7 protein-coding genes, 2 tRNA genes and 3 rRNA genes are annotated in these 12,692 nt (G+C 46.2%); 3 read left to right on the plus strand and 9 right to left on the minus strand.

Annotated elements, in window-relative coordinates:
* Window positions 1-11: 11 nt before the first annotated feature.
* On the plus strand, window positions 12-1,220 hold the full coding sequence (locus tag LCD32_RS04980; RefSeq protein WP_407707998.1) for an exo-beta-N-acetylmuramidase NamZ domain-containing protein: 1,209 nt from the start codon (window positions 12-14) through the stop codon (window positions 1,218-1,220).
* A gap of 38 nt (window positions 1,221-1,258) precedes the next feature.
* On the opposite strand, the gene LCD32_RS04985 is transcribed toward LCD32_RS04980, so the two are convergent.
* The 7 genes from LCD32_RS04985 to LCD32_RS05015 form a co-directional block, all read right to left on the minus strand.
* Entirely contained in the window at window positions 1,259-2,224 is a 966-nt protein-coding gene (locus LCD32_RS04985) for a bile acid:sodium symporter family protein (protein ID WP_224562963.1), read from the minus strand.
* Between the two features lie 61 nt (window positions 2,225-2,285).
* A complete protein-coding gene (locus tag LCD32_RS04990; RefSeq protein WP_224562965.1) occupies window positions 2,286-3,725 on the minus strand; it encodes a SulP family inorganic anion transporter in 1,440 nt (479 codons plus the stop codon).
* Between the two features lie 362 nt (window positions 3,726-4,087).
* A tRNA-Thr gene (locus tag LCD32_RS04995) sits at window positions 4,088-4,160 on the minus strand.
* A 1-nt stretch (window position 4,161) separates the two neighbouring features.
* Window positions 4,162-4,236: transfer RNA gene (locus LCD32_RS05000), tRNA-Asn, on the minus strand.
* A gap of 43 nt (window positions 4,237-4,279) precedes the next feature.
* Window positions 4,280-4,395, minus strand: a 5S ribosomal RNA gene (rrf, locus tag LCD32_RS05005).
* A gap of 61 nt (window positions 4,396-4,456) precedes the next feature.
* A 23S ribosomal RNA gene (locus LCD32_RS05010) occupies window positions 4,457-7,387 on the minus strand.
* Between the two features lie 181 nt (window positions 7,388-7,568).
* Window positions 7,569-9,117: ribosomal RNA gene (locus tag LCD32_RS05015) — 16S ribosomal RNA — on the minus strand.
* Together the 16S, 23S and 5S rRNA genes with 2 tRNA genes alongside form the textbook arrangement of a ribosomal RNA operon.
* Before the next feature lie 375 nt (window positions 9,118-9,492).
* On the opposite strand from LCD32_RS05015, the gene pdaB reads away from it, so the two are divergent.
* Window positions 9,493-10,257 carry a polysaccharide deacetylase family sporulation protein PdaB gene (gene pdaB, locus LCD32_RS05020; protein ID WP_039170433.1) on the plus strand — a complete coding sequence of 255 codons (765 nt, stop codon included), beginning with the start codon at window positions 9,493-9,495 and terminating at the stop codon, window positions 10,255-10,257.
* On the opposite strand, the gene LCD32_RS05025 is transcribed toward pdaB, so the two are convergent.
* Window positions 10,250-10,852 carry a KinB-signaling pathway activation protein gene (locus LCD32_RS05025; RefSeq protein WP_008345196.1) on the minus strand — a complete coding sequence of 201 codons (603 nt, stop codon included), beginning with the start codon at window positions 10,850-10,852 and terminating at the stop codon, window positions 10,250-10,252. The two genes, pdaB and LCD32_RS05025, sit on opposite strands and share 8 nt — an antisense overlap.
* A 90-nt stretch (window positions 10,853-10,942) precedes the next feature.
* Between LCD32_RS05025 and gerD the strand changes: the two genes are divergently transcribed.
* On the plus strand, window positions 10,943-11,521 hold the full coding sequence (gene gerD / locus LCD32_RS05030; RefSeq protein ID WP_007496366.1) for a spore germination lipoprotein GerD: 579 nt from the start codon (window positions 10,943-10,945) through the stop codon (window positions 11,519-11,521).
* A 38-nt stretch (window positions 11,522-11,559) separates the two neighbouring features.
* Here the strand turns inward: gerD and LCD32_RS05035 are convergent, their stop codons facing one another.
* Complete coding sequence (locus LCD32_RS05035) at window positions 11,560-12,618, minus strand: Mrp/NBP35 family ATP-binding protein (RefSeq protein WP_008345199.1); 1,059 nt, start codon at window positions 12,616-12,618, stop codon at window positions 11,560-11,562.
* Window positions 12,619-12,692: the final 74 nt, after the last annotated feature.

Consider the following 12,692-nt stretch of genomic DNA (forward strand, 5'->3'; position numbering starts at 1 on the left):
CTAGCATTCTCATGATCAGCACATTGACCGCCGCCTCCCCCGCAGATTCAGAACGAACAGATACAAAAGGAAAAAAAGCAACAGTCAAAACAGGTATCGAAACATTACTCTCAAGTAACCTCTCTTGGCTTAAAGGGAAAAAAGTAGGGCTTATTACAAATCCTACAGGCATTGATGCAAACATGAAAAGCAGTGTCGATCTGCTATTTGAACACCCCGATATTAAACTGACTGCCTTGTATGGGCCTGAACATGGCGTGCGCGGTGATGCACAAGCAGGAGAAGGCGTCGAATCGTATACTGACGAAAAAACAGGCCTGCCTGTTTACTCTCTTTATGGAAAAACAAGAAAGCCAACTCCTGAAATGCTCAAAAATGTAGATGTCCTGCTATTTGATATTCAAGACGTTGGTACTCGTTATTACACCTATATTTACACGATGGCGTATGCAATGGAAGCAGCTAAGGAAAACAACATTCCATTTGTTGTCTTAGATCGTCCAAACCCAATAGGTGGGGTAAAAGTAGAAGGACCCGTATTAGAGCCAGAACACGCCTCTTTTGTAGGTCTCTATCCCATCCCATTAAGACATGGGATGACAACTGGAGAACTTGCATACATGTTTAACAAAGAGTTTCATATCAACGCTGATGTAAAAGTGATCAAAATGAAACATTGGAAACGATCCATGACGTTCGATGACACGAAGCTGCCGTTCGTCCTCCCTTCACCTAACATGCCAACCGTTGATAGTACCTTTGTTTACCCAGCAACAGGATTAATCGAAGGCACAAACGTTTCTGAAGGCAGAGGAACGACGAAACCGTTCGAACTCATTGGCGCTCCATATATCAATAGCAATGAGCTAGCAGATCATTTAAATGGGTTAAAACTAAAAGGCGTTCAATTTAGACCTGTCTCATTTACCCCTACCTTTTCAAAACATGCCGGGACTTTGTCTCACGGGGTACAGCTTTATGTCACAGACCGAAAATCATTCGAAGCAGTCAAAACAGGTCTATCCATCATCAAAGCAATTCATGACTTGTATCCTAATGACTTTCAATTCCTACAAACAGGCAGCTTTGATAAACTCATCGGGAATAGCTGGATCAAAGAAGAAATCAATAAAGGCACTTCCATCAAACACATCATGAAACAATACCACCATGACCTAAAGACATTCGAAAAGAAACGGAAGAAATACCTCATCTATTAATCGCAAAAAAGCCTCCACCTTAAAGGATGGAGGTTTTTTCATGATAAAGACTTAGTCACAGCAGGTACTTTCAGCTCGAAACGATGAAGTAAAAAGCCAAACAAGGCTGCAAGCACTTGCTGAAACAGCATGCCAATCACGACAGGAACAGCAACAGCAGGCGGGAAAAAGCTAATGGCAAGCACAGCACCCGCGCTAATGTTCCGCATACCGCCCGTATACACAATCGCCACAATTTCTCCTTGGGTACATTTCATCGCCTTTCCAATCAACCACGCAAACGCATACCCACTCATTGCAATGAAAAAGACAGTCGCTGCTTTGCTAAAAAATGCAGCATCCAGTTCACGCAAATATGGGGCGACAACAGAACTGTTAATCGATACGACAACAAACAAGCCTAATTTTGAAAAAGGAGCCAAGGTCTGACTCATTGCTTTTGTCACCGATGGCTTTGCATACTGACGAACGAGCATCCCTAAAATAGAGGGCAACACCACCATACCGAATAGTCCTTTCATGATCGCCACCATGTCCATATGGACCTGTGTACCAACGAAGATTGACAAGCTTACTGGCACAATCAATGGCGAAAGCAATGTATCAATTAATATGATAGATAACGTTAACCCCACATTCCCTTTATACATTGCCGCCCATATTAAACTAGACACACCTGTCGGAATCACCATCGCAAGCGTCAAACCGGTGATCGTCATAGAATCACCCGCAAATATCAAATGCCCCGCCGACCATGCATAAAGGGGCATCAGCACATGCAAAATCATAAACGATAAAATCAAAGGCAATGGATGCATCACCGTATGTTTTAAAGCTGAAAAAGTAGATGACAAGCTCCCTGAAAATGTCATCACAGCAAACACCCAAGGCACCAAAAAGGTGAAATCTTTTAAATACGCCGCCAATAATACACCAGATAGCACGCTGACAGGCGTAATGAGCGGCATCATCCGGCCGAGCACCTGATTCAAACGGACAAGCATGCCGGCCACCTCCATCCTTCACTTTCTTCCTTGTTCTATTGTAACAAACAGAAAAGTCTTTTTAAGATCCGATCACTTGTTTCATAAGTTTTTGACTCGACGTATCCATTCCAACTACGTCCACCTCTACACCAGCTGTACGATATTTTTCCTTCACACGTTCAATCGCAGCCACACCTGATTCGTCCCATATACGCGCTTCAGACAAATCAATCACAACCGTGTTCAAGTCGTTTCCATGATGGAAGGCTTGAATCAATTCAGTCACGGAAGCAAAGAAAATTTGACCCTTAATTCGATAAACCCATGTACCAGCTTGGCTTTCTGTAGAGGTAATATGCAGTTTTGATATTTTAGCCACAAAGAATACGGCACTAAGCAGCACCCCTGCAAAAACACCCTTGGATAAATCATGAGTGAACACCACCGTCACGACCGTGACAAGCATCACAAGAGAATCTGTTTTTGGGTTCTTTTTCAGCTGCTGGAATGAACTCCAATCAAAGGTACCAATAGAAACCATGATCATGACAGCAACAAGAGCAGCCATTGGAATTTGAACAACCACATCACCAAGCACAAAAATCAATACCATTAAAAATGCACCAGCCACAAAGGTAGAAAGCCGGCCTCGTCCCCCTGCCTTTGTATTAATCACAGATTGACCAATCATCGCACAGCCAGCCATACCGCCAAAAAATCCTGCCACCACATTGGCAATTCCTTGACCTCTCGCTTCCTTATTTTTACGACTAGACGTTTCCGTCATATCATCTACAATTTGTGCTGTTAATAAAGATTCAAGTAAACCAACCATCGCAAGTGCTAAGGAATAAGGAAAAATGATAGCAAGTGTTTCCCAGTTAAACGGTACATTTGGGATAAGAAAAACTGGCAAAGAGCTAGGCAGCTCTCCCATGTCTCCAACCGTTCTGACATCAATATGCCCAAATACAGCAATCATCGTCATCACAATAATCGCAATGAGTGGAGAGGGAACAACTTTGATGACCATCGGTAATACATAAATGATGAACAAAGCGCCACCTGTCATGATATACATAGCCATGGATTCCCCAACGAAATGCGGCAGCTGTGCCATGAAGATCATAATTGCCAACGCATTGACAAAACCAACCATCACAGACCTCGGAATAAATTTCATCAGACGAGAAACACGGCACATTCCAAACACAATTTGAATCAAGCCTGTTAAAATCGTAGCTGCGAACAAATACTGCAATCCATGATCTGCAATCAAATTGACCATGACCAGTGCCATAGCACCAGTAGCGGCAGAGATCATACCTGGCCGTCCACCAACAAACGAAATCACAATCGCAATACAAAACGAAGCATACAAACCGACCTTAGGATCAACGCCCGCAATAATCGAAAACGCAATCGCTTCAGGAATCAAAGCCAAGGCCACTAAAATACCCGCCAGCACATCCTGACGCACATGTCCAAAGCATTCTTGCTTTACAAATAAATCTTTCAAACCATCTACTCCTTTTTATATACATACCGTACAAGGAAAAAGAAGGCGAATAAAACCCGGAGATACAGAAAGGAACAAACAATAACCCTTCAATTTCGGGGAAAAAGAGGAACGTACAGAGTCTTTTGTAAGAGAGGAAGTCATCACTTTAGTAAGGATAAAAGAAATACGCCGAAGAATCAAGAACAAATAGAAGGAGTATATAGAAAGCTAAGGCAAAGCTTCCATCAAAATCGCTCGAGTCATTTTCTATTTTCATGAGCCTAACTAAGATCAATAAAAGTCAATTTATTTTAAAACAAACAAAAAAAGCCTTCTCATCAACGAGAAACCTTAACATTTACCATTATCATATAGAGGAAAGCTTCCAAGCGGGCTCGAACCGCTGACCTCTTCCTTACCATGGAAGTGCTCTACCTACTGAGCTATGGAAGCATGGCTCCGCAGGTAGGACTCGAACCTACGACCGATCGGTTAACAGCCGATAGCTCTACCACTGAGCTACTGCGGAATGGATAAAGTAACTTCTTCCATTGGAAGGATATAAACAAAAAGCTTGGCGGCGTCCTACTCTCACAGGGGGAAACCCCCAACTACCATCGGCGCTGAAGAGCTTAACTTCCGTGTTCGGTATGGGAACGGGTGTGACCTCTTCGCTATCGCCACCAAACCTGATGGAGAGAATGTTCTCTCAAAACTAGATAACAATGTTCATTTTTCACATTAGAATATAGGTTAAGTCCTCGATCTATTAGTATCTGTCAGCTCCACGTGTCACCACGCTTCCACCTCAGACCTATCAACCTGATCATCTTTCAGGGATCTTACTTCCTTGCGGAATGGGAAATCTCATCTTGAGGGAGGCTTCATGCTTAGATGCTTTCAGCACTTATCCCGTCCGCACATAGCTACCCAGCGATGCCCTTGGCAGAACAACTGGTACACCAGCGGTGCGTCCATCCCGGTCCTCTCGTACTAAGGACAGCTCCTCTCAAATTTCCTGCGCCCGCGACGGATAGGGACCGAACTGTCTCACGACGTTCTGAACCCAGCTCGCGTACCGCTTTAATGGGCGAACAGCCCAACCCTTGGGACCGACTACAGCCCCAGGATGCGATGAGCCGACATCGAGGTGCCAAACCTCCCCGTCGATGTGGACTCTTGGGGGAGATAAGCCTGTTATCCCCGGGGTAGCTTTTATCCGTTGAGCGATGGCCCTTCCATGCGGAACCACCGGATCACTAAGCCCGACTTTCGTCCCTGCTCGACTTGTAGGTCTCGCAGTCAAGCTCCCTTGTGCCTTTACACTCTGCGAATGATTTCCAACCATTCTGAGGGAACCTTTGGGCGCCTCCGTTACATTTTAGGAGGCGACCGCCCCAGTCAAACTGCCCACCTGACACTGTCTCCCTGCCCGATAAGGGCAGCGGGTTAGAAGGTCAATACAGCCAGGGTAGTATCCCACCGATGCCTCCACCGAAGCTAGCGCTCCGGTTTCCAAGGCTCCTACCTATCCTGTACAAGCTGTACCAACATTCAATATCAGGCTGCAGTAAAGCTCCACGGGGTCTTTCCGTCCTGTCGCGGGTAACCTGCATCTTCACAGGTACTATAATTTCACCGAGTCTCTCGTTGAGACAGTGCCCAGATCGTTGCGCCTTTCGTGCGGGTCGGAACTTACCCGACAAGGAATTTCGCTACCTTAGGACCGTTATAGTTACGGCCGCCGTTTACTGGGGCTTCAATTCGCACCTTCGCTTACGCTAAGCGCTCCTCTTAACCTTCCAGCACCGGGCAGGCGTCAGCCCCTATACTTCGCCTTACGGCTTCGCAGAGACCTGTGTTTTTGCTAAACAGTCGCCTGGGCCTATTCACTGCGGCTTCTCGGGGCTTTAACACCCTAAGAAGCACCCCTTCTCCCGAAGTTACGGGGTCATTTTGCCGAGTTCCTTAACGAGAGTTCTCTCGATCACCTTAGGATTCTCTCCTCGCCTACCTGTGTCGGTTTGCGGTACGGGCACCTCTCACCTCGCTAGAGGCTTTTCTTGGCAGTGTGGAATCAGGAACTTCGCTACTAAATTTCGCTCGCCATCACAGCTCAGCCTTCACGGGAAACGGATTTGCCTATTTCCCAGCCTAACTGCTTGGACGCGGATATCCAATACCGCGCTTACCCTATCCTCCTGCGTCCCCCCATTGCTCAAATGGTGAGGAGGTGGTACAGGAATATCAACCTGTTGTCCATCGCCTACGCCTTTCGGCCTCGGCTTAGGTCCCGACTAACCCTGAGCGGACGAGCCTTCCTCAGGAAACCTTAGGCATTCGGTGGACGGGATTCTCACCCGTCTTTCGCTACTCATACCGGCATTCTCACTTCTAAGCGCTCCACCAGTCCTTCCGGTCTGACTTCACTGCACTTAGAACGCTCTCCTACCACTGTTCGTAAGAACAGTCCGCAGCTTCGGTGATACGTTTAGCCCCGGTACATTTTCGGCGCAGAGTCACTCGACCAGTGAGCTATTACGCACTCTTTAAATGGTGGCTGCTTCTAAGCCAACATCCTGGTTGTCTAAGCAACTCCACATCCTTTTCCACTTAACGTATACTTTGGGACCTTAGCTGGCGGTCTGGGCTGTTTCCCTTTCGACTACGGATCTTATCACTCGCAGTCTGACTCCCAAGGATAAGTCATCGGCATTCGGAGTTTGACTGAATTCGGTAACCCGGTAGGGGCCCCTAGTCCAATCAGTGCTCTACCTCCGAGACTCTTACCTTGAGGCTAGCCCTAAAGCTATTTCGGAGAGAACCAGCTATCTCCAGGTTCGATTGGCATTTCACCCCTACCCACACCTCATCCCCGCACTTTTCAACGTGCGTGGGTTCGGGCCTCCATTCAGTGTTACCTGAACTTCACCCTGGACATGGGTAGATCACCTGGTTTCGGGTCTACGACCACGTACTCATGCGCCCTATTCAGACTCGCTTTCGCTGCGGCTCCGCATCTTCTGCTTAACCTTGCACGGGATCGTAACTCGCCGGTTCATTCTACAAAAGGCACGCCATCACCCGTTAACGGGCTCTGACTACTTGTAGGCACACGGTTTCAGGATCTATTTCACTCCCCTTCCGGGGTGCTTTTCACCTTTCCCTCACGGTACTGGTTCACTATCGGTCACTAGGGAGTATTTAGCCTTGGGAGATGGTCCTCCCGGATTCCGACGGAATTTCACGTGTTCCGCCGTACTCAGGATCCACTCTGGAGAGAACAACATTTCAGTTACAGGGCTGTTACCTTCTTTGGCGGGCCTTTCCAGACCTCTTCGCTTATATCGTTCCTTTGTAACTCCGTATAGAGTGTCCTACAACCCCAAGAGGCAAGCCTCTTGGTTTGGGCTGTTCCCGTTTCGCTCGCCGCTACTCAGGGAATCGCATTTGCTTTCTCTTCCTCCGGGTACTTAGATGTTTCAGTTCCCCGGGTATGCCTTCTCATACTCTATGTATTCAAGTATGGATACTACTCCATTACGAGCAGTGGGTTTCCCCATTCGGAAATCTCCGGATCAAAGCTTGCTTACAGCTCCCCGAAGCATATCGGTGTTCGTCCCGTCCTTCATCGGCTCCTAGTGCCAAGGCATCCACCGTGCGCCCTTTCTAACTTAACCATTTCTTACTTTAGAAAGAATCACTATGTGTGATGAACTTTGCATTGCATTCAATGTGAATGTATTACTTATTGTTATCTAGTTTTCAAAGAACAATCCTGTCTCGCTAGAGACATGTTTGAAGGAATGATCCTTCAAAACTAAACAAGACGAAAACGCACACTGCTCCATATATCCTTAGAAAGGAGGTGATCCAGCCGCACCTTCCGATACGGCTACCTTGTTACGACTTCACCCCAATCATCTGCCCCACCTTCGGCGGCTGGCTCCATAAAGGTTACCTCACCGACTTCGGGTGTTGCAAACTCTCGTGGTGTGACGGGCGGTGTGTACAAGGCCCGGGAACGTATTCACCGCGGCATGCTGATCCGCGATTACTAGCGATTCCAGCTTCACGCAGTCGAGTTGCAGACTGCGATCCGAACTGAGAACAGATTTGTGGGATTGGCTAAACCTTGCGGTCTCGCAGCCCTTTGTTCTGTCCATTGTAGCACGTGTGTAGCCCAGGTCATAAGGGGCATGATGATTTGACGTCATCCCCACCTTCCTCCGGTTTGTCACCGGCAGTCACCTTAGAGTGCCCAACTGAATGCTGGCAACTAAGATCAAGGGTTGCGCTCGTTGCGGGACTTAACCCAACATCTCACGACACGAGCTGACGACAACCATGCACCACCTGTCACTCTGTCCCCGAAGGGAAAGCCCTATCTCTAGGGTTGTCAGAGGATGTCAAGACCTGGTAAGGTTCTTCGCGTTGCTTCGAATTAAACCACATGCTCCACCGCTTGTGCGGGCCCCCGTCAATTCCTTTGAGTTTCAGTCTTGCGACCGTACTCCCCAGGCGGAGTGCTTAATGCGTTAGCTGCAGCACTAAGGGGCGGAAACCCCCTAACACTTAGCACTCATCGTTTACGGCGTGGACTACCAGGGTATCTAATCCTGTTCGCTCCCCACGCTTTCGCTCCTCAGCGTCAGTTACAGACCAGAGAGTCGCCTTCGCCACTGGTGTTCCTCCACATCTCTACGCATTTCACCGCTACACGTGGAATTCCACTCTCCTCTTCTGCACTCAAGTTTCCCAGTTTCCAATGACCCTCCCCGGTTGAGCCGGGGGCTTTCACATCAGACTTAAGAAACCGCCTGCGAGCCCTTTACGCCCAATAATTCCGGACAACGCTTGCCACCTACGTATTACCGCGGCTGCTGGCACGTAGTTAGCCGTGGCTTTCTGGTTAGGTACCGTCAAGGTGCAAGCAGTTACTCTTGCACTTGTTCTTCCCTAACAACAGAGCTTTACGATCCGAAAACCTTCATCACTCACGCGGCGTTGCTCCGTCAGACTTTCGTCCATTGCGGAAGATTCCCTACTGCTGCCTCCCGTAGGAGTCTGGGCCGTGTCTCAGTCCCAGTGTGGCCGATCACCCTCTCAGGTCGGCTACGCATCGTCGCCTTGGTGAGCCGTTACCTCACCAACTAGCTAATGCGCCGCGGGTCCATCTGTAAGTGACAGCCGAAACCGTCTTTCATACTTGAACCATGCGGTTCAAGGAACTATCCGGTATTAGCTCCGGTTTCCCGGAGTTATCCCAGTCTTACAGGCAGGTTACCCACGTGTTACTCACCCGTCCGCCGCTAACATCCGGGAGCAAGCTCCCTTCTGTCCGCTCGACTTGCATGTATTAGGCACGCCGCCAGCGTTCGTCCTGAGCCAGGATCAAACTCTCCGAAAAAGTTCAAAACCGAAGTTTTGTTTTTCGCCAGTTTGACTGACTACCTATGATGTATCATAGGATTTTTTTATAAAAACTCGAATTAACAGGTACGTTTTGTCTTGTTTAGTTTTCAAAGATCATCTTCGCCGTTCTTAGCGGCTTTAATAATATAACATTTCGCTTCATCTTATGTCAACAACTTTTTTCAAGTTTATTTCCCGAAGCGTTTGTGTTTGTCACTGTGTGTCAGCGACGATTAATAATATATCACGAAAACATTCTGTTGGTCAACGCCTTTTCAGAACTTTTTTTAAAATAGTTTTATCGTGCATGTCAAACCCTTGTCCTGCATACAATCAAGTAACAATCTTGGACAAGGCAGGAGTGTTTGAATTGAGTCGATTATATGTGTTGCCTATTAAACGACTGAAGCAAGTAGTCATTATTCTTGTAGCAGCCCTTGCAGCTGCAACCTTTTTTTATGTACAAAAGGCACCGCCGCTGTCGGTATTTAAAACAGAACAAGGACCCCGAGCGATTTATAAAGGAGAGACCTCATCAAAACATGCATCCCTTACGTTTAATATTGGCTGGGGAGACGAGAAGGCTGTTCCTATTTTAAATGTCCTCCGAGAGTACGATATAAAGAACGCCACTTTCTTTCTGTCTGCTTCTTGGGCTGAGCGTCACCCGGATATTGTGAAAAGGATTAAAGAGGATGGCCATCAAATTGGCAGCCTTGGCTATGCATATAAAAATTATAGCCAGCTTGAAGAAAACGAAATTAAGCGTGATCTTGTCCGTGCACAAAATACATTTCAAAAGCTTGGACTGGAAGACATTCAATTATTAAGACCGCCAACTGGGCAATTTAATGAAACGGTATTGAAAATTGCAACACAGTATGGCTATACCGTTGTCCATTACAGCATCAATTCTCAAGATTGGCTGAACCCGGGCGTCGACCAGATTGTTCATAATGTAAATGATCGAATGAAAAGCGGAGACATCATTCTCCTTCACGCCTCAGATTCAGCCACCCAAACCGCTCAAGCCTTACCAGCTATTTTAAAACACTTAAAAGATCAAAATTTAAGAAACGTCACGGTTGGCGAGCTTATCTCTAATACAAAAACAAAGTCAACTGAGGTTAAGTAGCTTTTGCTTTTGAAAACCGCGGCATAGCTAACAACTGAAACGCATTACAACCTAATAGCGGGAATAGCATTAAATACAGCCAGTCCTCTTCATTGACTCTAAGCGCCGGAAACCATTCTAACGACGTGATGACGACCATGAGAAACATTGCAGAAATAAATGTTTTCTTAGAGGACTGCTGCTGTTTAAAATAAGACACGATCAATGCAAACACACCGATAAAAACAGGCAGCCATAAGTATGGAAGAAATGATTCATTCTCCCCGAAAAACAAAAACCGCAAATAAGCTAAATCAAACAGCACGAAAATCACAAGGAATAACTGAATGGTATTCCATAAAGAATGCGACCTGAAAATCTCCAGCGCAAACCGGTGCACTGTCAAAAAAACAACAAACCCCATCTGACTGATTACACTAAAGATCATCCCCACACCAATAAACCAAAATAACACAGACGCAATCTCTAAAATCTCAAACGATACAAACAGCTTCTGATATTTCCCCCACTCCAGCGCAAAACCTACCACGCTTGTAATGACCGCTCCAACAGCCAGCACAGAGAAGAAAAAACGAACTAAATCCCGACTTTTCATTGAATTGACCCAACCCCTATTTTTGTTATGTATAAATTCACGTGAAACATTCATATTAAAAGTAAGACATGTAACGAAAGGAGCCACAGTATGTCAAAAGGCATCTTGCGTATAATGAGCTGTTTTCTTCTTTTATCTCTAACAGCTTGTGCTCCCAAAACCCAATCCTCATCTAATATGGACTATGACGAAACGAAAAAAATGGTCGTCGATATTTTGAAAACAGATGACGGTAAAAAGGCCATTCAACAGTTATTAAATGACGAGGCAATGAATGAAGCTTTGGTAATGGATGAACAAACTGTGAAAAAAACAATAGAGAAAACACTAACTTCTGATAAAGGCAAAGAGTTCTGGAAGAAGGTCTTTGAGGATTCTAAATTTGCCGAGACTTTCGCAAAATCCATGCAGCAACAGCATGAAAAGATGTTAAAACAATTGATGAAGGACCCTGACTATCAACAAATGATGATGGATATTCTCAAGGATCCTGAAATGGAAAAGAAATACGGTGAACTGGTCAAAAGCAAAGAGTTCAGAAAGCACTTAGAGAAAGTCATCACAGAAACATTGAGCAGCCCTCTTTATAAGAAGAAATTCGAAGATGAGCTAAAAAAAGCAGTCTCTGAAAGCAGCAATGATTCCGGTTCACAAGGAAGCGGCAGTTAAACATCACCCGAGTGGCACAAGGTCCACTCGGGCTTTCATTATGCTTTCACTGTTAATTGTTCAATGACTTTATTGGCAATGTGTTGATACACTTCCCCTGTCGGATGACTCGCATCATAGACGGAAGGTGCAAAATCGTCCTCATTCCAATCAGGCTGTCTTAAAGGGATTTGACCAAGGACTGATACTCGCAGCTCCTCCGCCAGCTTGTCCCCGCCGCCCTTTCCAAAGACATATTCCTTCTCACCTGTTTTTTTGCTTTCATAGTAACTCATATTCTCAACGACCCCTAGCACCTCGTGATCTGTTTGCAGTGCCATTGCACCTGCTCTAGCAGCAACGAAAGCCGCTGTTGGATGCGGTGTCGTCACAATGATTTCTTTACAGCTCGGAAGCATCGTATGAATATCAAGTGCCACATCACCTGTTCCAGGCGGAAGGTCTAATAGTAAGTAATCTAATTCTCCCCACTCTACTTCGTGGAAGAAGTTATTTAGCATTTTACCAAGCATCGGTCCTCTCCAAATGACCGGTGCGTTTTCTTCAACAAAAAAGCCCATTGAAATCACTTTGACGCCAAAGCGTTCCACAGGAATAATCTTTTCCCCTTTAACTGTCGGTCTGACGGTGATTCCCATCATATCCGGTACACTAAAGCCGTAAATATCAGCATCGATCAGTCCCACTTTTTTCCCTAGACGAGCCAGTGCCACAGCCAGGTTAACGGAAACAGTTGATTTCCCAACGCCGCCTTTTCCACTCGCAATCGCTAAGAACACAGGCGGATTTTTAGAGTTGAGCAAATTTTCTTCCTCATCCTGTGACGGCATAAACTTTTCAAGCGTTTCTTGAGGCAGTTCTTCAAAACGAAGTCCTACAGTGTTCGCGCCCGCTGCTTTTAAAGCTTGTACGATGTCTTGCTGCAGCTTCATCTGCTCAGCAGTGCCTGTTTTGGCAATCGCCACTTTTAAGCTCACATGCTCTTTTTCAGGCTTTAGGCTGATTTCCTTGATGGCATCCAGCTCACCAAGCGGTATATGAAGGAAAGGTTCGTCCATCTTCCCAACTAGTTTTCTCACATCATCTTGTCCGATCATAGCAGAACCTCACCCTTTATTGAATTCGTTTACAATCCAAGTATATCATACATATCCTTACAATGTCTGTCCTC

Origin of the sequence: Bacillus sp. RSS_NA_20 (assembly GCF_020165915.1) — a bacterium.
In the GTDB taxonomy this organism is placed as follows: Bacteria; Bacillota; Bacilli; order Bacillales; family Bacillaceae; genus Bacillus; species Bacillus altitudinis.